Source organism: Mesorhizobium sp. M0058 (genome assembly GCF_040323095.1).
GTDB lineage: Bacteria > Pseudomonadota > Alphaproteobacteria > Rhizobiales > Rhizobiaceae > Mesorhizobium.
In genome coordinates this window covers 23,713-43,930 of record NZ_JAMYUQ010000007.1, presented here as the reverse complement: position 1 = coordinate 43,930, position 20,218 = coordinate 23,713, and the positions used below count along the sequence as shown (strand labels likewise).

The 20,218-nt window shown below is 63.8% G+C and carries 19 protein-coding genes and 1 pseudogene; 13 read left to right on the top strand and 7 right to left on the bottom strand.

Features of this window, described 5'->3' with window-relative positions; all coding sequences use genetic code 11:
- The first annotated feature begins 27 nt into the window (after positions 1 to 27).
- Entirely contained in the window at positions 28 to 780 is a 753-nt protein-coding gene (locus NKJ75_RS13230; protein WP_023669968.1) for an SDR family NAD(P)-dependent oxidoreductase, read from the top strand.
- A gap of 53 nt (positions 781 to 833) precedes the next feature.
- Here the strand turns inward: NKJ75_RS13230 and NKJ75_RS13225 are convergent, their stop codons facing one another.
- The gene (locus NKJ75_RS13225) at positions 834 to 1,730 is read right to left on the bottom strand and encodes a LysR family transcriptional regulator (RefSeq protein ID WP_023669967.1); all 897 of its coding nucleotides are present in this window, start codon (positions 1,728 to 1,730) and stop codon (positions 834 to 836) included.
- Between the two features lie 146 nt (positions 1,731 to 1,876).
- On the opposite strand from NKJ75_RS13225, the gene NKJ75_RS13220 reads away from it, so the two are divergent.
- Entirely contained in the window at positions 1,877 to 3,412 is a 1,536-nt protein-coding gene (locus NKJ75_RS13220) for an MFS transporter (protein WP_352499776.1), read from the top strand.
- A 10-nt stretch (positions 3,413 to 3,422) separates the two neighbouring features.
- On the opposite strand, the gene NKJ75_RS13215 is transcribed toward NKJ75_RS13220, so the two are convergent.
- Genes NKJ75_RS13215 through NKJ75_RS13205 form a run of 3 tightly spaced genes read right to left on the bottom strand, consistent with a single transcriptional unit; the run spans position 3,423 to position 5,685 of the window.
- Complete coding sequence (locus NKJ75_RS13215; RefSeq protein WP_352499775.1) at positions 3,423 to 3,737, bottom strand: nuclear transport factor 2 family protein; 315 nt, start codon at positions 3,735 to 3,737, stop codon at positions 3,423 to 3,425.
- Entirely contained in the window at positions 3,737 to 4,513 is a 777-nt protein-coding gene (locus tag NKJ75_RS13210; RefSeq protein ID WP_352499774.1) for an esterase family protein, read from the bottom strand. Before NKJ75_RS13210 ends, NKJ75_RS13215 begins: the two co-directional genes overlap by 1 nt.
- 5 nt (positions 4,514 to 4,518) lie before the next feature.
- A complete protein-coding gene (locus tag NKJ75_RS13205; RefSeq protein WP_352499773.1) occupies positions 4,519 to 5,685 on the bottom strand; it encodes an ATP-grasp domain-containing protein in 1,167 nt (388 codons plus the stop codon).
- A gap of 481 nt (positions 5,686 to 6,166) precedes the next feature.
- On the opposite strand from NKJ75_RS13205, the gene leuA reads away from it, so the two are divergent.
- The 4 genes from leuA to NKJ75_RS13185 all read left to right on the top strand — a co-directional run bounded on the left by leuA (position 6,167) and on the right by NKJ75_RS13185 (position 11,415).
- Positions 6,167 to 7,843, top strand: coding sequence for a 2-isopropylmalate synthase (leuA, locus tag NKJ75_RS13200; protein ID WP_352499869.1), 1,677 nt, complete (start codon positions 6,167 to 6,169; stop codon positions 7,841 to 7,843).
- A gap of 193 nt (positions 7,844 to 8,036) precedes the next feature.
- Positions 8,037 to 9,806, top strand: coding sequence for a tetratricopeptide repeat protein (locus NKJ75_RS13195; protein WP_352499772.1), 1,770 nt, complete (start codon positions 8,037 to 8,039; stop codon positions 9,804 to 9,806).
- Positions 9,807 to 9,909: 103 nt separating this feature from the next.
- Positions 9,910 to 10,713, top strand: a complete 804-nt coding sequence (locus NKJ75_RS13190) for an alpha/beta fold hydrolase (protein WP_023686188.1) — start codon at positions 9,910 to 9,912, stop codon at positions 10,711 to 10,713.
- Positions 10,714 to 10,797: 84 nt separating this feature from the next.
- The gene (locus NKJ75_RS13185; RefSeq protein ID WP_023683637.1) at positions 10,798 to 11,415 is read left to right on the top strand and encodes a hypothetical protein; all 618 of its coding nucleotides are present in this window, start codon (positions 10,798 to 10,800) and stop codon (positions 11,413 to 11,415) included.
- On the opposite strand, the gene NKJ75_RS13180 is transcribed toward NKJ75_RS13185, so the two are convergent.
- On the bottom strand, positions 11,416 to 12,342 hold the full coding sequence (locus NKJ75_RS13180) for a metallophosphoesterase family protein (RefSeq protein WP_023695843.1): 927 nt from the start codon (positions 12,340 to 12,342) through the stop codon (positions 11,416 to 11,418).
- A gap of 71 nt (positions 12,343 to 12,413) precedes the next feature.
- Here NKJ75_RS13180 and NKJ75_RS13175 point away from each other — a divergent pair, with 71 nt between their 5' ends.
- Positions 12,414 to 12,914 carry an NUDIX domain-containing protein gene (locus NKJ75_RS13175; protein WP_031195394.1) on the top strand — a complete coding sequence of 167 codons (501 nt, stop codon included), beginning with the start codon at positions 12,414 to 12,416 and terminating at the stop codon, positions 12,912 to 12,914.
- Positions 12,915 to 12,930: 16 nt separating this feature from the next.
- Here NKJ75_RS13175 and NKJ75_RS13170 read toward each other — a convergent pair whose 3' ends face one another.
- On the bottom strand, positions 12,931 to 13,917 hold the full coding sequence (locus NKJ75_RS13170; RefSeq protein WP_352499771.1) for a glutathione S-transferase family protein: 987 nt from the start codon (positions 13,915 to 13,917) through the stop codon (positions 12,931 to 12,933).
- A gap of 271 nt (positions 13,918 to 14,188) precedes the next feature.
- Between NKJ75_RS13170 and NKJ75_RS13165 the strand changes: the two genes are divergently transcribed.
- The 6 genes and pseudogenes from NKJ75_RS13165 to NKJ75_RS13140 all read left to right on the top strand — a co-directional run bounded on the left by NKJ75_RS13165 (position 14,189) and on the right by NKJ75_RS13140 (position 18,931).
- Positions 14,189 to 14,725 (top strand): GNAT family N-acetyltransferase, encoded by a 537-nt coding sequence (locus NKJ75_RS13165; protein WP_023683633.1) that lies wholly within the window; start codon positions 14,189 to 14,191, stop codon positions 14,723 to 14,725.
- Between the two features lie 106 nt (positions 14,726 to 14,831).
- Positions 14,832 to 15,593: a 3-hydroxyacyl-CoA dehydrogenase gene (locus NKJ75_RS13160; RefSeq protein WP_023683632.1), complete on the top strand. Its 762-nt coding sequence runs from the start codon at positions 14,832 to 14,834 to the stop codon at positions 15,591 to 15,593.
- A 6-nt stretch (positions 15,594 to 15,599) separates the two neighbouring features.
- Positions 15,600 to 16,622, top strand: a pseudogene (locus NKJ75_RS13155) (CaiB/BaiF CoA transferase family protein); the annotation flags it as partial.
- A gap of 180 nt (positions 16,623 to 16,802) precedes the next feature.
- Positions 16,803 to 17,573: a HugZ family pyridoxamine 5'-phosphate oxidase gene (locus NKJ75_RS13150; protein WP_081839848.1), complete on the top strand. Its 771-nt coding sequence runs from the start codon at positions 16,803 to 16,805 to the stop codon at positions 17,571 to 17,573.
- A gap of 153 nt (positions 17,574 to 17,726) precedes the next feature.
- Complete coding sequence (locus tag NKJ75_RS13145) at positions 17,727 to 18,065, top strand: ArsR/SmtB family transcription factor (protein WP_023669951.1); 339 nt, start codon at positions 17,727 to 17,729, stop codon at positions 18,063 to 18,065.
- Positions 18,066 to 18,136: 71 nt separating this feature from the next.
- Positions 18,137 to 18,931, top strand: a complete 795-nt coding sequence (locus tag NKJ75_RS13140; RefSeq protein WP_023691642.1) for a TrmH family RNA methyltransferase — start codon at positions 18,137 to 18,139, stop codon at positions 18,929 to 18,931.
- 38 nt (positions 18,932 to 18,969) lie between these two features.
- On the opposite strand, the gene NKJ75_RS13135 is transcribed toward NKJ75_RS13140, so the two are convergent.
- On the bottom strand, positions 18,970 to 20,130 hold the full coding sequence (locus NKJ75_RS13135; protein WP_352499770.1) for a coiled-coil domain-containing protein: 1,161 nt from the start codon (positions 20,128 to 20,130) through the stop codon (positions 18,970 to 18,972).
- Positions 20,131 to 20,218: the final 88 nt, after the last annotated feature.

The following is a 20,218-nucleotide window of genomic DNA, read 5'->3' as shown; positions in this document are numbered from 1 at the left end:
AGAGGAAAAGTGCCCATGAAACGTCGTGTGAATGCCGTCGATCTCTCAGGCCGGGTCGCCGTGGTGACCGGCGGCGCGCAAGGCATCGGCCTTGCCGTCGCCCGGCGACTGCTGTCATCGGGTGCCAGCGTCGCCATCTGGGATGTGGACGAGACCGCCATGGCGAAGGCCGTTTCCGAACTCGCCCCGCTCGGCCGGGTCGAGGGTTTGCTGTGCGATCAATCGCTGATGGAGGCCGTCGACAGCGCCGCGACCGAAACCGAGCGCTCGCTTGGTCCGGTCGATCTGCTGGTAAACAATGCCGGCATCGCCGGACCGGCAGCGACGGTGGCGGATTATGATCCTGCCGCCTGGCGCCAGATAATCGACATCGACCTCAACGGCGTCTTCTACTGCTGCAAGCGCCTGGTGCCCGGCATGATCGCGCGCAGCTACGGCCGCATCGTCAACATCGCCTCGGTCGCAGGCAAGGAAGGCAATCCGAATGCCGCCGCCTATTCCGCCGCCAAGGCCGGCGTGCTCGCGCTGACAAAATCGCTCGGTAAGGAGTTGGCTGGCCACGACATCGCCGTCAACGCGCTGACCCCATCGCCCGCCCGCACCCGCATCCTCGAACAGCTCACTGAGGCCCAGGTCGCCTACATGCTGGGCAAGGTGCCGCGAGGCCGGTTCGTCGAAGTCGAAGAGGCGGCTGCGATGATCGCCTTCATGCTATCGGACGAAAATTCCTTCACCACCGGCGCAACGTTCGATCTCTCCGGCGGCCGCGCCACCTACTGAGAAGCGCCGCTGTTCCTTGCTGTCGCCGTCGCTGTCGGCCGCGAAGGACTAATTCAAGAGCCGCTCAGCGTCGCGGCAAGCCGGTCGGGAAGAAAGTCGACGAAGGCGCGAACCTTTGGCGACAAATGGCGATTGGACGGCCAAAGCAACCGGAACTGGCCGCGGCCGTCGACATGATCGTCCAGCACCGTGCGCAGCAGGCCGTCACGCAGCGCCTCGCGGACCAGGAAATCGGGCATCGAGCTGATGCCGAGCCCGGCCATCGTGGCGCCCTTCAGCGCCTCCGTGTTGTTGCAGGTCAGCATCGAGCGGACCTGCGGCTCGGCGCTGCCGCCGATGAACGGCCAGCCTTGCAGCTTGCCGCTGTTGGGAAAGCGGAAGCGGATGCCGTAATGGTTCACGAGATCGTCCGGGCGGCTCGGGTTGCCGTGCTGCTCGATATAGGAGGGTGCCGCACACAACAGCAGCCGGAAGGGTGCAAGCGGCCGCGCCACCAGGCGCGAATCCGGCAGGTCGCCGCTGCGGATCGCGATGTCGACGCCTTCGTCGATGAGGTCGACGATGCGGTCGTTAAAGTCGATGTCGAGTTCGATTTCGGGATAGCGCGCCATGAACTCGGACAGCACCGGGAACAGCAAATGATAGGTCACGATCGGCGTCGAAACGCGCAGCCGCCCATGCGGTGTTTCGCGGCTCCGCGACAGCATCGCCTCGGCATCGTCGATGTCGTCGAGGATGCGCCGCACCCGCTCGTTGAACAGCTTGCCCTCTTCGGTCAGGCCGATGCGGCGCGTGCTGCGCTGAAGCAACCTGACGCCGAGATCCTGCTCGAGCCTGGCGACGCTCTTGCCGACGGCCGATGCCGAGATGCCGAGCGTGCGGCCCGCAGCGATGAAGCTGCCGAACTCAGCCGTGCGGGCAAAGGCCAGGAGCCCATTGAGGCGTTCCATCGCATCTCTCCATTCGAGCGTTTTAGTCCGGTATATCTGGAGATTTAACACTATTTTTCTCGAAGTGTCGCGAGCCTATCTTCCCGTTACGACCGGCGCAGCAAGCTTGCGGCAGGCCGGCGGATCCTGGTTCAGATAGGAAATCCATGACCTCGAAGACCACAAACGGCGCGGTCGCGCCATGGCTTGTCCTGTTGTCGGTATGCCTTGCCGCCATGACAATGCCCTTGACCTTCACCGGCCCGGCCGTCGCGCTTTCCCGCATTGCGGCCGACCTCGGCGGCAGCCCGATCGCGCTCAACTGGGTGACCAACGCCTTCATGCTGACCTTCGCCGCCACCTTGATGGCATCAGGCGCGCTGGCCGACAATCATGGCCGCAAGCGGCTCTTCCTTGTTGGCCTCGCCACCTATGTGCTGGCATCGCTGGGATCGATGTTTGCCCCTGATATCGTCTGGTTCGATGTGCTCAGGGCTGCGCAAGGGCTCGGCAGTGCCGCCGCCTTTGCCGGCGGCGCCTCCGCTCTTGCCCAGGAATTCGATGGGCCATTGCGGCTGCGCGCCTTCTCCTTCCTCGGCACCAGTTTCGGCATCGGCCTCGCTTTTGGGCCGATCGCGTCGGGCCTGCTCATAGATGCTTTCGGCTGGCGATCGATCTTCGTCTTGGTGGCAGTGCTCGCGATTGCAGCCGCTTTGCTCGGCCTGCGCACCATCAGGGAATCGCGCGATCCGGATGCGACCGGCCTCGACTGGGCGGGAGCCGGCACCTTTACGATCGCGCTGGCATCGCTGACCTACGGCGTGCTGCAAGCGCCGCAGAGCGGCTGGACCGATCCCCTGGTGATCGGGCTTCTCGTGGCGGCCGCCCTTTGCTTTGCCGCTTTCGTCGTCGTCGAGCGGCGCGTGCGCCGGCCGATGCTCGATCTCTCGCTGTTCCGCTTTCCCCGCTTCGTCGGCGTCCAGTTCCTGGCGGCCGCTCCCGCCTATGGCTTCGTCGTCCTGCTGGTGCTGTTGCCTATCCGCTTCATCGGCATCGAGGGGATGAGCGAGATCAAGGCGGGGCAGTTGATGATCTGCCTGTCGGGACCGCTGTTGATCCTGCCACTGCTCGCCGGCCAGGTAGCGCGCTGGATCGCTCCGGCAACGATCTGCGGTGTCGGCCTGCTTGTGGCCGCCGGCGGCCTTGTCTGGCTGAGCCTGACACCGCCTGTCGTCGCAGCGCTGGTGGCGCCGCTGATCCTCATCGGCGTCGGCATCGCCTTGCCCTGGGGGCTGATGGACGGACTTGCCGTCGGCGTCGTGCCGAAAGAGCGTGCCGGCATGGCGGTCGGCATCTTCAACACCACCCGCGTCGCTTGCGAAGGCGTGGCGCTGGCGATCGTCATGGCAGTCCTGTCGGGTTTCACGGCAGCCCAACTGGCGGCTCAGGGAACGGCGTCTTCCCTGGATGCAACCGCCGCCGCGCAGCTGCTGGTGACCGGCAACATCGGCGAAGCGGCAGCCCGCTTGCCGGGTGCCGGAGCCACGGTCCTGGTCCAGGCCTATGAGATCGCGTTCGACAGGCTGCTGATCGTGCTGGCGGCAATCACCACCGTCACCGCCCTTGTCGTCTTTCTCGGCTTGCGCCGTGGATCGGCGGTGGAACACGAGACCATTGCTCTGCCGGTTTGCCAGGAAGGGTAGCTGAGCCGCGTCAGGAGATGACGAGGCTCGCTATGCGGTGGCCGTCGAGCACGAAGGTCATGTCACCCTCACCGTTGAAGCCATTGCCTTTCACGGCAATGCGGACGCGGTAGCTGCCCTCGACCTCGGCGATGCGGACAATGCGAAGATTGGACTTCACGCCGATATTATCCGACTGGTTCCAGGGCGCGATCTGCTGGCGGCCTTGGAAGGACCGCCCCCAGTCGGTCAGGGACGCGTCGGCTGTGAACGTGTGGAGAACGGCTTCGCTATCACCCGCATTGGTGGCCTCGATAAAGCGGCGGATAGGTTCGGGTGTGGTCATCAATCGAGCCGGTGCATCAGATCATCATCCAGCCAGCGGCCGAAGAAATAGACCAGCTGTTTGTGCCACCATGGCCAGTCATGACTGACATCGCCGCCCCAATAGTCGACCCAGGCGGGAATGGATTTGTCGCGCAGGATCTGTTCCAGCCTGCGGGTCTCGACCAGCATCCGCTCTTCCCAGGCGCCCTGCCCGCAGCAGAAGATCATCCTCAGCGCCTTCAGCCGGGCAAGCAGTTTTGGGTCTACGATGCCGGGCAGATAGTCGAGCGGCGAATTGTAGAAGATATCGCCTTCCAGCGCCTTGCCGAAGAAGTCGCCCGCCGAATAGACGCCCGACAGCGCGATGACGCCGCTGGCGAGTTCGGGAAAGCGAAAGACGAAATTCGTGGAATGATAACCGCCCATCGAACAGCCGGTGAACAGCGGCTTTAATTTGCGCCCGCCATTGGCTTGCTCAGCGGTCGCCAGAAACTCCGGCAGCGCCTCCTCGCGCACATATCGGAAATAAGCCTCATGGCGACCGATGCGGTGCGCGGCGCCGGCATGCTTGTTGAAGAACGATTCCGAATCGATGCCGTCGACCGCGAACAGCTGGATGCGGCCGGTGTCGATGAATTCGGCCAGCGCTCCTACCCCGCCGGAATCCTCGAACTGGTAGAACCGCCCCTGCGACGTCGGGAACACCACCACCGGCCGGCCGGCATGGCCGTAGCGCTTGTATTCCATGTCGCGGCCGAGATTGCCGGAGAAACCCTTGTGATAAGAGATGTCCATCGCGTCTAAGCCTTTTCCGCGTGGATGTAGGCGACAGCCGCGCGCAGTGCTGCTTCGTCCTTCGAGCGCATCTGGTAGGCGTAATTTCCCATGGCGCGGCTGAAAACCTTTTCTATCGGCTGATGATGGACGATCTTGTCGCGATGCGCGGCTAGCACGTCCTCATGGCTGTGCAAATAGTGGAGGTGCTGCTTGCGGCTGGCATAAGCGGTGAAATACTTGCCCTCATAAGGACCACCGGTGGCATCCTTCACCACCATGTCCGCCCAGGCCGCGTAGACGTCGATGTCGAACGTGTAGTTGATCGCATCGGTCATCCAGGCGCCGGGCGGCCGCATGTTGACCTCAAGCGCGATGACGCGGTCGTCCTTGGTTTCGAACAGCTCGATGTGGAAGAAGCGCTCGCGCACGTCGAACGCCTTGAGGATTTTGCGGCCGGCCTCTTCGATCGCCGGTCGGACCTTGGGAAAGCAGGTGTAGCTCATGTGGCGATCCTTGTTGACCACTTCCATGATGCTCTGGTCGTAGCGGTGGCTGGCCGCCAGCACCACCTCGCCGTCACGGTTGACCAGCCCATCGAAGGTCACCACCAGCCCCTCGATGAATTGCTCCATGACGAAGGTCACGTCCTCGGGCTTGTCTCTGAAGAACTGGTCGAGTTCCCTGGCGTTGGAAATCTTGAAGGTGTTCGAGGCGCCGGAACCGGAATCGGGCTTCACCACCACGGGATAGCCGACGCGGCGGATGAAGGTCATGGCACCGGCCCGGTCGGAGCATTTGCGCTGGGCGATGGTGTCGACGCCGCTCTTGCGAAAGAATGCACGCATGCGGCTCTTGCGCTTCAAATTCTTCACGAAATCGAGCTTGGTGCCGTAGATGTTGAAGTCGGTGCGGATATTGGCCTCCAGCTCCAGCCAATGTTCGTTGAGGGACTCGAAGCGCTCGATCCGGCCCCATTTGTGGATGAAATGACCCATCGCCCGGAACACCGGGTCGTAGTCCTCCATGTCGGCGATGCGGTAATATTCCGACAGGGCCACCTTCAGCTTGCCGTCCAGCGCCTCATAAGGAGCATCGCCAATGCCCAGCACCGTGGCGCCGGCCTTCTTCAGCCGGTCGCAGAAATCGGCGCCGTTGGCGGGAAAATGCGGCGAGAAGAAAACAAAATTCACGGATGACCCCTCCGACGGCGAAGCATTGCGGCCTCGGCTACACGCAAGTCTGGCGCATTTGCCGCGCATGGGGAAGAGTGCTCGCGAGTGGTGGAATGGCAGCCCACTTGCCTGTCCATGGCGGCTCCTGTATGAAACCCGCCATGAACACGCGCGTCTCCTCCGTCGCTTCCCGTCCGACTGGCTTTGCCGGCGAGACGGTGCGCGCGCTGGCATCGACCCTGCTTCTTCTCGGCCTTATCGGCGATCGCCGGGTTCGCTGAAGGAGCGCCCGGCGGTCGAACCGCCGCTTACGCGCACGCTCCTTGGCCAGTTCAGAAATTGGCAATTCACATCAACGAACGAAAATCTGATAAGGCGCTGCTCGCCTTGGAATCCGTCCGAAGACCGATCCGCGAGCCGCCGGGAGAACCAGACGATGAACGCACGAGAAGACATCCGCGCCGGCGAAGCCGAAAGCGTAAAGCGCGCGGCCGGCCGCATGCCGGGCGCGGCCCGAAAATACCAGCCCTATCCGACGGTCGGTCTCACCGACCGCACCTGGCCCAACAAGGTCATCGACAAGGCGCCGATCTGGTGCTCGGTCGATTTGCGCGACGGCAACCAGGCGCTGATCGATCCGATGGGTCACGAGCGCAAGGCGCGCATGTTCGCCCTGCTGCTCGACATGGGTTTTAAGGAGATCGAGATCGGTTTCCCCTCGGCCTCGCAGACCGATTTCGATTTCGCCCGCTGGTGCATCGAGGAAGGCAATGTGCCGGCCGATGTCTCGCTGCAGGTGCTGGTGCAGTGCCGTCCCGAACTGATCACCCGCACCTTCGAGGCGCTGAAGGGCGCCACCAACCCGATCGTGCATTTCTACAATTCGACCAGCGAGTTGCAGCGTCGCGTCGTCTTCGAGAAGGATGTCGGCGGTATCAAGCGCATCGCCACCGACGCGGCCAAGATGATCACCGACATGGCGGCCAAGGCCGGCGGCGGTTATCGCTTCGAATATTCGCCCGAAAGCTTTACCGGCACCGAGCTCGAAGTCGCGCTGGAGATATGCAACGCCGTCACCGAGATCGTGAAGCCGACAGCCGACAACAGACTGATCATCAACCTGCCGTCGACGGTCGAGATGTCGACGCCCAACATCTATGCCGACCGGATCGAATGGATGTGCCGCAACCTGGACGACCGCGAGAACCTGCTGATCTCGCTGCACCCCCACAACGATCGCGGCACCGGCATCGCCACCACCGAGCTCGGCCTGATGGCGGGTGCGGACCGCGTCGAAGGCACGCTGTTCGGCAATGGCGAGCGCACCGGAAATGTCGACATCGTGACGCTGGCGCTCAACATGTACACGCAAGGCGTCGATCCCCATCTGGATTGCTCCGACATCAACCGGATGAAGGACGTCTACGAATATTCCAACCAGCTGAAGATCTCCGAGCGCCATCCCTATGTCGGCGAACTCGTCTACACCGCCTTTTCCGGCTCGCACCAGGACGCCATCAACAAGGGCATGAAGGCCTTGAAGAAGGCCAACACGCCGGTCTGGGAAGTGCCCTATCTGCCGATCGATCCGGCCGATGTCGGACGCAGCTACGAGGCGATCATCCGCATCAACTCGCAGTCGGGCAAAGGCGGCATCGCCTATGTACTGCAGGCCGATTACGGCCTCAATCTGCCGCGCAACCTGCAGATCGAGTTCAGCCAGGAGATCCAGGCGATCACCGACGCCGAAGGCAAGGAAGTGCCGGCAAAACGCATCCATGACCGCTTTATTGAAACCTATGTCGACCAGCCCGGCGCACGGCTGAAGTTCCTCGACCATCACACCTATCCCGATACCGAGAAAAAGGGCCGGCGCGCGGTCGAGGCGGTGATCCTCGACAACGGCAAGGAGACGACAATCGCCGGCTCCGGCACCGGCCCGATCGACGGCTTCGTCGATGCGCTGTCGCGTCATGTTGGCGTCGACATGTCGGTGCTTGATTATTCCGAACATTCGCTCCAGCGCGGCTCGAACGCCTCGGCGATTTCCTATGTCGAGATGGAATATCCCGGCGGCAAGCTGTTCGGCGCCGGCATCAACACCAACATCGTCGCCGCCTCGCTGGAAGCCGTTGTTTCGGCCGCCAACCGGATAATCGGCCGCAAGGCCGGCTGATATTTTCCCGGGCGCCGAATGTCCGCGGCGCCCGGAAATCCCCCATTTGCCGAGGGAAGTTCCGGTCTTTTGTGTCAACCACCGGCAACTATCCGGTGTGTTACGCGATCGCATAACATAAGCATGCTTGTATGGAAGTGCAGGCTCTATATGATTGCGCCTCAACCTGTGCCGACTTCGAGAGGATCGACACTTGCAGCATGCCACGCCTGCCGCCCCCGCAGTGCGCGAGACACTGGAGCGACTGCTCGCCAGCGAAACGTTCGGACGTTCCGAGCGCGCGCGCAAGTTGCTGCGCTATCTTGTTGAGCGCGAGCAGGCCGGCGAAGCCGACAGGCTCAAGGGTTTCTCCATCGCCATGGACGTCTTCGGCAAGGACGGCGATTTCGATTCGTCGACCGACGCCGTTGTCCGGGTGCAGGCAGGCCGGCTGCGCGAACTTCTCCAGCATTATTTCGCCAATGAAGGCATAGCCGAACCGGTTCGCATTGCCATTCCGCGCGGCGGCTACGTGCCGTCCTATGAGCTCAACGCCATACGCCTGCCGGTTGGGCAGGAGCCGCTTGCGGCGGCGGTAGCCGCCTTGCCCGGATCGCCCGACCAGGCGGCTCTTGACGCCGTTCCCGCTGCCGCGACAGCTTCGGGGGTTACAGAACCTGGGCCTTCGCTGGCGCGCCATCTCCAGTTCTTCTGGGTCGCCATGACGCTGGTCATTCTCATGCTGGGCGTGCTCATCCTGCGCCAGGGCGGCGGCGCATTGCTTGCCAGCAGCGATCCTACCGCGGTGGTCGAGACCGCGGGCGTAACGAGCAGCATCGCATCGCCGTCGATGGAGGCCCTGCCCCTCGTCTACATCGCGGTGAAGGCCACCGGCCCCGAGGCCGGCCGCGTCGCCGCTTCGCTGCGCGCCGGCCTTGCCGGTTTCGACACCATCGACTTCATCGGCCGCGACGCCGATGGCAAGCGCGATCCGAGCACCGACCCGACCAGCTTCGTTTTCGATGTCCTGCCGGGACCAATGGCAGGTGACGTGACGCTCGAACTGCAGAGCGTGGCGACGGGCCGCGTGCTTTTGTCCCGCAGTCTGACGGCCGCCGACAGCGCACCTGGCACCGTCGAGGATCGTATCGCCGCCATCCTCAGCTCGACCATTCCCGCCTCCGGCCCGCTCTACAGCTACATCGAACAGAACGGCATCCAGACCGGGCTGACGAGCTGCCTGATCCTCAACGACAGATACTATCTCGACCAGAGCACCAGGACGCACGAGGCCGCCTATCGCTGCCTGGACAACCTCGCCGGCCAGGGTGCGAAATCGTCGTTGGTCTATTCGGAACTGGCCTCCCTGACCCTTGAGGCCGCCACCGATCATTACGCCTATCCGCCTGGCGCGACGGTGGAACAGGCAATGTCTTTCGCCCATCGCGCCATCCAGATGGGACCGACCAGCCCCTATGCGCACCGCGCCTATGGCTACCTCAATTCGCGCCTCGGCAACACCGAGGAATCGATCCGCTGGATGCGCAAGGCCTATGAGCTCAACCCCTACGACCTCGGCATGGCTGCCGCTTACGGCTATGGCCTGATCTTTGCCGGCAAATATGCCGAGGGAACACCCATCCTGACCCATGCCGTCGAGACGTTCAGCGGCCATCCGACATGGTGGGATTTTGGGCTTTTCGCCGGGCAATTCATGCTGGGCGACATGAACAAGGCCGCGATAGCCAGCGAGTCGCTGCGCACTACGGCGATGAAATCGCATTATCTGGCGGCGCGGCTGATCGGCGCCAAGGCTGCCGGCCGCGAACAGCTGGCAGCCAAGCTTCTGGATGAGCTGACCACCAAATTCCCGAAATTCGCCGCCGATCCGCGCGCGGCCTTCGCCGAGCGCAAATATCCCGCCGATCTGACCGACCGGCTGGTTGAGGCGCTGCGCGCCGCGGGCCTCGGCAACGCCAGCTAGTCTTTCCGGATCGCGAAAACTTTACTGGCCATCGGTCTGGACTGGGAGCAATCCAGCCTCGATTCGAATTTCCTCTCCAGTCTTGCAATAATCGCACATTTTCATGGTCTCATCCCTCTATGTTGCCGAGCGGGGCGCCGGGCCGAAGACGGTCGTCCTGCTGCATGGCTTCGGTGGTTGCCATGATATCTGGCGCGAGGTGACCGCGTCGCTAGGGCCCGATGTCAGGACCTTGGCCTACGATCTTCCGGGACACGGACTGTCTCTCGAATTTCCTGGCAGCGGCCCGGCCAAAACAGCGGCGCGAGCGGTTCTCGCCGATATCGCCGCACGCGGGATAGCAAGGGTGCATGTCGCCGGTCATTCGATGGGCGGCGCGGTCGCCTCCCTGATGGCGCTTGCCGAGCCTGAAAGGATAGGTTCGCTGACGCTTCTGGCGCCGGGCGGTGTTGGCCCCGAGATCAACGGACCGCTGTTGCGCCGCTACGCCGCGGCCGCCGACAGACGGGAAATCCGCGCCTGCCTTGCCGCCATGTCGGGACCGCGAAGCCCGCCGCCCGAACGCATCGTTGGCGTCCTGGCGGACCTACGCCGTCGCCCCGGCCAGTTGCGCAAGCTGATTGAGATATCGGCCGTCATGACCAGGAACGAGCGGCAGGGGGTCATCCCCCGCGAACAGCTGGACACCCTCGACATGCCGGTGATGGTGGTTTGGGGAACGGACGATCCGGTGCTGCCCTTTACCCAGGCTGATTGTCTGCCGGCGCATTTTCATATTCATCATGTGCTCGATGCCGGCCATATGCTGGTCGAGGAAGTGCCTGATGTGGTCGCCCAGGCCGTGCGCCGAAACATGGCACGCCGCGGCAGGCGCCTGCGTCCGACATTCGAGGCCGCGGCGAGCTAACTTACTTGCGCCCCGCATCTCGCCAGTGCATTTTGCCGCCGCCTGTGTTAACTCGCAATTAACCATATCAGCGAGGCGACGCCGATGAAGGACACTGGCGAAAACATCACCCCCATCGACACCTCCCGCAAACTGTCCGACGCCGTTCGCGATGTGAAAAATGCCTTCGCCGATCGCGACGATGTCGTGGTCGACATGCGCGAGGCGCACCGGATGCGGCTTGATCTGCTCGCGGCCGAGCTCGCCCCGGTCTTTGCCGACGTGCCCGCCGACATGGACAATTTCGACTTCGTCGTCTCCTCCGGCCTGCAGCCCCGCCTGTGGATCGACGCCGTCAGCCATGTCGCCATGGGGCGCGACCGCCGCACCTACCGCTTTCTCAGGGATACCCGCATCGGCCGCGTCGTGCTCGCCGAATCGACCGATATGAAACCGGTCGCCGATCAGGTCACGCGCTATGTGGCGGAGCGTATCGTCGAGCGCCAGCGCATGATGGAGGGCGGTGTCGAGCCGGCCGTCGCCGACCTGAAACGCGCCGCCGTGCCGGAAGCTGAGCCGCCCTTGCAAGCAGCCGTGCCCCGCAAGGGCTGGTCGACGTTCCTTTCCGGTCTCGGCTTGGTCGCCGCCGGCGCGCTTGTTGGCCTGGCGGTGGCGGCCGCGCTGTTTTGGGATCGCCTGATGGCGATGAAGATCAGCTTCTGATCAACGATCTGAAGGCCTCGGTGTCTGCGCGCCGAGTTCAATGACCTGCAGGTCCGATGGCGGCAAGGCCGGCCCGGTCAGGCCGCGCCGCGTCAGGCGAATCAGCCAATTGCCCTTCTCCCCGTCAATATCGAGCAGATTGTACTGTGCCGCCGGGTTCTTGCTGCCTGGCGACTGCCCGGCGGCGGCGACGCCGACGACCGGAATCCTGGCGCCGCGCCCGCCGATGAAGAACAGCGACGGCAGATGCGAATGGCCGTGCAGCACGAGTTCGGCGCCATGCCTATGAACGGTCTTGTGGAAGCGGGAGATGCCGAACAGGCGCTTTTGCTGGGCGACGGCGCCGCGCACCGGCGGATGATGGATCATGATCACCCGCAACAGGCCGCGTTTGTTCGTTGCGTCGAGCACTGTCGCCAGCCTTTGCGCCTGACCTTCGAGGAAGAAGCCGTTGGCCATGAACGGCGCCGTGGCGCGCGCCGTCGAAACGCCGATCAGCGCGACATTGCCGCGTACGCGCAGATAGGGAAAAGCGTTGCGGTCGATCGGCGCAGTCACGCCGTCGCCGCTCATCCACGCCGCCCAGGAGCGGCAGACCTTGTCGAAGGCGCCCGGCACATAGGCGTCGTGGTTGCCCGGCACCACCGAGACATCCTCCGGCGAACCCAGCGTCTCAAGCCAGTGCTTGGCCATCTCGATCTCGCCGTCGAGCGCCAGATTGACCAGATCGCCGGTAACGGTGAGGTGGTCGGGTGTGCTCGCCTTCATGTCGGCGACGATGGTGTCGATGACGGCATCGTGCATATGGCGGCGGCGGTTGCGCTGCCAGTTGACGTAGCCGACGACGCGCTTGGACGCGAGTTCGCGATAGGTTACACCGGGAAGCGGCCCCAGATGGACATCGGAAATATGCGCGAGCCTGAACATCCTTCCTTCATAGGCGACGCGCTCCCCGCTTTCCACTCACTGTTTCCTGCCCATCCACGGTTTCGCTAGTCATGGCTATATCGGACCCGGAGCAGGCGTTTCGCCAGACCGGCTGGGCAGGCCTCAGGGCAAGGCTGTTCCATCTCTATTTCCTGCTGCGGCGGCCGATGACGCTGGGCGTGCGCGGCCTGATCCACGATCGCGCCTCGAACACTGTCTTCCTCATCCGCCACACCTACGTTCCCGGCTGGCAATTGCCGGGCGGGGGCGTCGAAGTCGGCGAGACGCTCGGTGAGGCGCTGGTGCGCGAACTGGCCGAGGAAGGCAACATCGCGCTGACAGCCCAGCCGGTGCTGAAATCGATGCATTTCAACCGCCGCTCCAGCCGCCGCGACCATGTCGGCCTCTATCTCATCGAAACCTTCAACCAGACCGCGCCGAAACTGCCGGACCACGAGATCGCCGAAGCAGGCTTCTTTCCGCTCGACCGCTTGCCGCATGGCACGACGCCGGCGACGCTGCGGCGGCTTGCCGAGGTTTTTGAAGGCGAGCCGGTATCGCCGTACTGGTAGGCTGTCAATCCGATGCTCACGCCGCCTGCCTGAACCGCGCCCGATCGTGCGGCGCGCCATAGTCGAGCCCAGGCCCGACCGGCACGATGCGCGTCGGGTTGATGCTCTCGTGGCTGCCATAATAGTGCATTTTGATGTGGTGCAGGTTCACCGTGCCGGCGATACCGGGCACCTGGTAGAGGTCGCGCAGATAGTTCGAAAGGTTCGGATAGTCGGCGATGCGGCGCAGATTGCATTTGAAATGGCCGACATAGACCGGGTCGAAACGCACCAGCGTGGTGAACAGCCGCCAGTCGGCCTCGGTCATACGCTCGCCAGTGAGATAGCGCTGTTTTGACAGTCGGCCCTCCAGCGTGTCGAGCGCCGCGAACAGCTCGCCGAACGCCTCTTCATAGGGCGCTTGCGTGGTGGCAAAGCCGGCGCGGTAGACGCCGTTGTTGACGGCTGGAAAGACCAGCGCATTGACCTTGTCGATCTCGCCGCGCAGGCCTGGCGGATAGAAATCGAGAGCGGCATCGCCCCACTCGTCGAAGGCCGAATTGAGCATGCGGATGATTTCGGCGGATTCGTTGGAGACGATGGTCTCTTCCTTCTTGTCCCACAGCACCGGCACCGAAACCCGGCCCGAATAGGCTGGATCGGCCTTGGTGTAGATCTGATGCAGGAAGTCGAGGCCGTAGAGCGTGTCGCCGGTGGCGCCATCCTCGGCCAAAAACGTCCAGCCCTCAGCACCGAGGAAATGATGCACGACTGAAACCGGGATGATGTCTTCGAGCTTCTTCAGCGCGCGAAAGATCAGCGTGCGGTGCGCCCACGGACAGGCGAGCGAGACATAAAGATGGTAGCGTCCGGGCTCGGCCTTGAAGCCGCGCGTACGACCTTGCGCCGGCGCGCCGTCGCGCGTGATCCAGTCACGCCACTGCGTCTCGGCGCGGATGAACCTGCCGCTGCTATCGACATTGGCCGGACGGTCCTGCCATTTGCCTTCGACCAGCAATCCCATACGAAATCTCCTTGCGTGCCTTGGCCAATGTAGTCGCAAGGCGGCAATGTCGAAGCCGTCATCTGCTGAACAGAGCGTCACTCGTATGAAACGCCGGATGAAAACAGCCGATTGCAGCCGCCGGAAATTGATGCTAGCGGACACTCCGCATGTTCGATCTTGGCTTGATCCGGTTTGACCGACGACGAAAGGGCGCCCGCGCTTAGAAAGCGCTGACTGGCGAACGCTGCCGCTTGCAGCAACCTTTCCTCTTTATCGGACCGCGAAGACCATGAGCCTTGCCGACGTGAAATACCTGCCGGAAACTCCGGCGCATGATCCCGAAATCGAAGCCATCAACGACGAAGCCTTTGGCCCCGGCCGTTTCGTGCTGGCCGCCTACAAGATTCGCGAGACCGGCGGCCACGAGCGCTCGCTATCCTTTGTCGCCATGAATGGCGACATCGTCGTTGCTTCGGTGCGCATGACCCGCATCGCCGCCGGCGCCGGACGCGCGCTGATGCTCGGGCCGCTCGCCGTGCGGCCCGCCTTCAAGAATCTCGGTATCGGCCGCCGGCTCGTGGCGATCGCGCTGGAGGCGGCCGCCAAGGCCGGCGCGCCGGCGGTGATCCTTGTCGGCGACGAGCCTTATTACGGCCCGCTCGGCTTCAGAAAGATCCCCCGCGGCCAGATCTCCATGCCGCGCCCAGTCGACCTCGACCGGCTGCTGTCGCACGAGATCGTGCCCGGTGCCGTGGCGCGGCTCTCCGGCGAGGTCGGCCATGCCAGCCTTGCCAGGATCGCGGAGCAGGCACCAGTGATGGCCTGAGCTCCAGGATCGGTCGCGGCACCGGTCGCGATGGATCCCCATTGGTCAGGTTGCACCATGGCGGCGACCTCCGTAGCATGACCCGGAACAGCACGGAGCATGCAGCATGAACCCGAACGGCCAGATTGCGATCGTAACCGGCGGCGGCTCCGGCCTCGGCGAGGCAACCGCCCGCGCGCTGGCCGACAAGGGCGCGCGCGTCGCCATTTTCGATATCGGCATCGACCGGGCATCGAAGGTGGCGGGCGACATTGGCGGCGCCGCTATCCAGTGCGATGTGAGCAGCGCCGACAGCGGTGCGGCCGCGGTCGCCGAGGTGGAAAAGAGACTTGGGCCAGCGCGCATCCTGGTCAATTGCGCGGGCATTGCCATCGGCGTGAAGACGATCGGCAAGGATGGTCCACATCCGCTCGACCAGTACCGCAAGGTGATCGAGATCAATTTGATCGGCACCTTCAACATGATCCGCCTCGTCGCCGACCGTGCCGCCAAACTCGAACCGCTGCAGGGCGGCGAGCGCGGCGTCATCGTCAACACCGCGTCGGTGGCCGCTTATGATGGCCAGATCGGCCAGGCCGCCTATGCCGCATCCAAGGGCGGCGTCGTCGGCATGACGCTGCCGGTTGCCCGCGACCTGGCGCGCTCCGGCATTCGCGTCTGCACCATCGCGCCCGGCATCTTCAAGACGCCAATGATGGCCGGCATGCCGCAGGAGGTGCAGGATTCGCTCGGCGCGGCCGTGCCCTTCCCGTCCCGCCTCGGCGAGCCGTCCGAATATGCCGCGCTCGCCCTGCATATCGTCGAAAACCAGATGCTGAACGGCGAAACCATCCGCCTCGATGGGGCAATCCGCATGGCGCCGAAATAGACGGCCATGGCGGCCGGCGCAGTGAAGACCGGTCCGCTGGCCGGCCTGAAAGTCATCGAGATGGCTGGGCTCGGCCCGGTGCCTCTGGCCGGGCTGATGCTGTCGGAGATGGGCGCCGAGGTGCTGCGCATCGAGCGCACCGGTTCGGACCAACCCCTGCTGCCCCTCTCCGATGCGTACAATCTCGACCGTCACGGCCGCTCCATCCTGCGCGTCGACCTCAAGCAGGCCAAAGGAACGGAACTGCTGCTGCGCCTTGCCGAAAAGGCCGATCTGTTTGTCGAAGGCTTTCGCCCCGGTGTGATGGAGCGGCTTGGTCTCGGCCCGGATGCTGCATTGGCGCGCAATCCGGCGCTGATTTACGGCCGCATGACCGGCTTCGGCCAGGACGGGCCGCTCGCAGGCCGTGCCGGCCACGACATCACCTACCTCGCCTATTCGGGTGTGTTGCATGCCATCGGCCGGGAGGAAGGTCGGCCGGTGCCGCCGCTGAATCTGATCGCCGACAATGGCGGCGGCGCCATGATGCTGATCGCCGGGGTGCTTGCAGCGCTGTTCGAGCGCTCGCGCTCCGGCAAAGGCCAGGTGATCGACGCGGCGATGGTCGAGGGCGCTTCGATGCTGGCGGCCCCCATACACGCCTTCATGTCGGCAGGTCTGTGGAGCGACCGGCGCGGCGCCAACCTGCTCGATTCCGGTGCGCCCTTCTACGACACCTATGAGACGGCGGACGCACGCCACGTTGCGGTCGGCTGCCTTGAGCCGTGCTTCTTCGCCGCATTCGCAAGGCTGCTGCCGCTCGGCGAGGATTTTGTCCGCGGCCAATACGACATGGCGTTGTGGCCGGACATGCGCGCGGCCATTGCCGACCGGTTCCGGCAGAAGACACGCGACGACTGGGACGCGCTGTTTGCCGCAAGCGATGCCTGCGTGGCGCCGGTTCTGTCGCTGGCCGAAGCCAGGGATCATCCGCACAACCGGGCGCGTCACGCATTTGTGAAGGCCGGTGCGCTCGAGCGCCCCGCGCCCGCGCCACGCTTCTCGGCCTCGCAGCCGGCGCTTGCCGGCATGTCTGAAGATGACGATCAGCTGCCCCAGACTGTGCTGGCGCGCTTCGGCTTTTCGACCGCCGAGATCAAAGCGCTTGTCAAAGCCGGCATGATTGGGCCAGTAACTGGATTTAGAAAATCAACTTACCTGGTGAGCATTTTGGACCAGCCGAAGAAGGACGTCATTCGCGCGACGGACGCCGAGGCGATCAGGCTGGCCGCAACGCTGATCCGCAGCGCCCGTTTCGGCGCCCTCGCGGTGATCGAGCCGTCGACCGGCGCACCGCTGGCCTCCAGGGTCGGAGTCGCCACCGACATCGATGGCACGCCTCTGATCCTTGTCTCGGCGCTGTCAGCCCATACCGGCGCCATCCTTGCCGAGCCGCGCTGCTCGCTGCTTGTCGGCGAACCCGGCAAGGGCGATCCGCTGGCGCATCCCAGGATAACGCTGGTCTGCCGGGCGCAGCCGCTGGAACGCGGGTCGAGCGCGCATGCCCGCGCCGAGCGGCGCTATCTCAACCGCAATCCCAAGGCAAAGCTCTATGCCGAGCTCGGCGATTTCTCGATCTTTCGCCTCGAGCCGGAGCGCGCCAGCCTGAATGGCGGCTTCGGCAAGGCCTACCTGCTCGACCGTGCCGATCTCATCACCGAGGGGTTGATCGTCGACGAGCTGGCCGCCAGCGAACAATCCGCTCTCGACCACATGAATGCCGACCATCTCGACGCCATCGCCGTCTATGCCCATCATTTCGCCAGGGTTGAAGGTGATGGTTGGACCATGACCGGCTTCGATGCCGAGGGCATGGACCTGGCGTCGGGCGACACCGTTTGCAGGGTCTATTTTCCGCAGCCATTGAAGACCGCGCGCGACCTGCGGCCGGTTCTGGTCGACATGGCCAAAGCCGGTCGTGCGCCAGCTACGCAAGGATAATCGTCATGAATCAAAAGCACGTCTTGAGATTTGGGCGAAATGATCTACGATTCAGGCGACGCTGAATCAGCAGCGTGATCCATAGCTGAATTATAGCAGCCAACGCTATTTGCCCCCATAGCGTTTGGATGAGCAGGAAAACATGGGGCATCGATGGTCTCGACCAAACTAATCGCCAATGCCGAATCGGCGGCGACATTTCTGACCCTTATGGGCAACGAAAAGCGGCTCTTGATCATGAGCTATCTGGCCGACGGTGAAATGTCGGTCGGCGCCATCGCCGAAAAGGTGATGCTCAGCCAGTCCGCTTTGTCGCAACATCTGGCCAAGCTCAGGGCGCTCGATCTTGTCGAGACCCGCCGCGACCGGCAGATGATCTACTATTCCTGCAAGTCCGAAGCGGTGCGCGAACTGTTGCGCATGCTGGACGGCATTTTCGGGATAGGCGACTTGTCCCAGATGGCAACGCGTCTGCGCCGCGCCGGGACTTGACCTGCAGGGCTTGACTGGCGGCTCCGATCGCTCCTTACCTCGCTGACGATTTTTCGCCGGCCGAGGTATTGATGGATCCGATCCAGATCGACGACGCGCGCGATCCGCGGGTCGCCGCCTATCTCGACATCCGCGAGCGCGATCTCACCGGCCGCCATGGCCGGTTCGTTGCCGAAGGCAAGGTGGTGCTGGACGTCCTGCTGTCAGCCGGACGCTTTGCTGCGGAGTCGGTCCTGGTTCTCGAAAACCGCCTGGCCGGGCTCCACGACATACTGCGCAAGGCCCCTGCCGACCTGCCGGTCTACGTTGCGGCAAGCGCCGTCATGGACAGGATCGCCGGCTTCCACATGCATCGCGGTATATTGGCGATCTGCAGCAAGGGCACGCCACAGCCCGCCGAGGCCTTGCTCGACACCTTGCCTGCCGAAGCGTTGATCGTCGTTCTCATCGGCATCGCCAACCATGACAATATCGGATCGATCTTCCGCAATGCCGCCGCCTTCGGCGCCGATGCCGTCTTCGTCGACGCCACCTGTTGCGACCCACTGTATCGCAAGGCGATCCGCGTCTCCGTCGGCGCCGCGTTGAAGGTGCCCTTTGCGTCCTTCGGCGACACTGAAGCTTTCATCGCGAAGCTCGGCGAGTTGGACTTCGGCCAGGTCGCTTTGTCGCCGCGTGGTGAGGCTGACATTCGTGATGCCGCGCGACCGAAACGACTGGCGCTCTATCTCGGCACCGAAGGCGAGGGCCTCCCGGAGAGGCTGCTCACTCGCCTGCGGACGGTGCGGATCGCGATGTCGGAAGGGTTCGACAGCCTGAATGTTGCGGCCGCCTCAGCCATCGCGCTGCATCATTTTTCGCGCTGATAGGGGTAGTCGGGCAATTCCAAGCCGAGGCTCGAAACTCAGCTCGGCGAGTCCGCCTTCTGCAACGCCCGGACGCGATCGGCGAGGCTGGTGGTTCCTGACCGCGTTTCCTGCGGCGCCGCCAGCGCCTTGGCGATCGGTGAATCCGGTCCTTCGAGCTTGGCCGTCAAATGGACGACCTCAGCCGCCAGATTGTTCATCTGTTCGCGCAAGGCAGAACCGGCATCATTGCCATTGCCGGGGCCATTCCGGGGCTTCGCGGATCCAGAACCGCCAAGCTCCGCCTTCATCCGCTTGTTTTCGCGGGCCAGCGTCGTCAGCCTGGCTTCGAGCCGCTCTCGGTCGCCTTCGAGCTTGGCGAGCGTCTTGTCGATGTCCTCGTTCCTGGCGCGGGCACTGTCTTGCGCACCAACCAGGCCAGCAGCCGCGGCGCCTCCCGCAGCCTCGCCCTTCACCCGTTCGCGAAGCCGGGCCAGTTCCTTTTCGCGGCGATCGAGCTTGTCCTCGCGATCGGCAAGCGTGGCGAGCAGACGCTCGAGCTTTCTGTCGAGGTCGGCGGTTCTTTTCTTTTCGGCCTTCAAGGCATCGCGCGTGGCCTTGGCCTCGGTGACGACTTCCTGATGGCGCCTGTCGGCCTCCTTGCGCTGGCCGCGCAGCACTGAAATGTCGTTGGCGAGTTTTTCCAGCTCGGATTCGCGCGCCACCAGTTCGATCTGACGATTGCTGGAGGAGAAGGACGCGTCGTCGTACATATGTTCGAGCTTTTCCAGCTCGAGCGCGCGCTTTTCCATCATGCGCTCTGTTTGTGCAAGCCTGTCAGACAGCTGTTGTATCTGCTGCTCGCGATGCAGGAGCAATTCGTTTTTTTCCCCGAGCTCCGAAAGCGCCTGCTTTTTGTCCTTGCGCTCGACCGCCAGGCCCTTCAGCGCCTCGCGGCCGCGATTGATTTCGACGAGTTGCTCATTCGCCTGCTCACGCAGCGTCTTGATGCTGATTTCGAGCCGGCGCGTCGTCATGGCGAACTCGGCCCGCAAGCTGTCCTTGTCGGCCTGGATCTCGGCCAGCGTTCGCGGCACCGACGCCTCGACACGCTTGCGTGTCAGCACAACCGCCCGCCGCCAGATGGCCGGCGCGACCAGCAGCGCCAGAAAGCCTGCGCACAGAAAGCCGAGGGCGAAGAACAGGATCGACTGAACCAAGGTGACTACCCGTTACGGGCGGGCCGCTATCCGGCAACCGCCAAGTCTGGACTTTGCCATGTTCGCATGACGCAAATCCAGCGCTGCG

Bases quoted from the DNA above. Each gene is read 5' to 3' on its own strand.
- NKJ75_RS13190 (WP_023686188.1), top strand. From the start codon at position 9,910: ATGGTCTCATCCCTCTATGTTGCCGAGCGGGGCGCCGGGCCGAAGACG.
- leuA (WP_352499869.1), top strand. From the start codon at position 6,167: ATGCCGGGCGCGGCCCGAAAATACCAGCCCTATCCGACGGTCGGTCTC.
- NKJ75_RS13225 (WP_023669967.1), bottom strand. From the start codon at position 1,730: ATGGAACGCCTCAATGGGCTCCTGGCCTTTGCCCGCACGGCTGAGTTC.
- NKJ75_RS13180 (WP_023695843.1), bottom strand. From the start codon at position 12,342: ATGTTCAGGCTCGCGCATATTTCCGATGTCCATCTGGGGCCGCTTCCC.
- NKJ75_RS13145 (WP_023669951.1), top strand. From the start codon at position 17,727: ATGGTCTCGACCAAACTAATCGCCAATGCCGAATCGGCGGCGACATTT.
- NKJ75_RS13170 (WP_352499771.1), bottom strand. From the start codon at position 13,917: ATGGGATTGCTGGTCGAAGGCAAATGGCAGGACCGTCCGGCCAATGTC.
- NKJ75_RS13215 (WP_352499775.1), bottom strand. From the start codon at position 3,737: ATGACCACACCCGAACCTATCCGCCGCTTTATCGAGGCCACCAATGCG.
- NKJ75_RS13165 (WP_023683633.1), top strand. From the start codon at position 14,189: ATGAGCCTTGCCGACGTGAAATACCTGCCGGAAACTCCGGCGCATGAT.
- NKJ75_RS13210 (WP_352499774.1), bottom strand. From the start codon at position 4,513: ATGGACATCTCTTATCACAAGGGTTTCTCCGGCAATCTCGGCCGCGAC.
- NKJ75_RS13160 (WP_023683632.1), top strand. From the start codon at position 14,832: ATGAACCCGAACGGCCAGATTGCGATCGTAACCGGCGGCGGCTCCGGC.
- NKJ75_RS13220 (WP_352499776.1), top strand. From the start codon at position 1,877: ATGACCTCGAAGACCACAAACGGCGCGGTCGCGCCATGGCTTGTCCTG.
- NKJ75_RS13140 (WP_023691642.1), top strand. From the start codon at position 18,137: ATGGATCCGATCCAGATCGACGACGCGCGCGATCCGCGGGTCGCCGCC.
- NKJ75_RS13185 (WP_023683637.1), top strand. From the start codon at position 10,798: ATGAAGGACACTGGCGAAAACATCACCCCCATCGACACCTCCCGCAAA.
- NKJ75_RS13175 (WP_031195394.1), top strand. From the start codon at position 12,414: ATGGCTATATCGGACCCGGAGCAGGCGTTTCGCCAGACCGGCTGGGCA.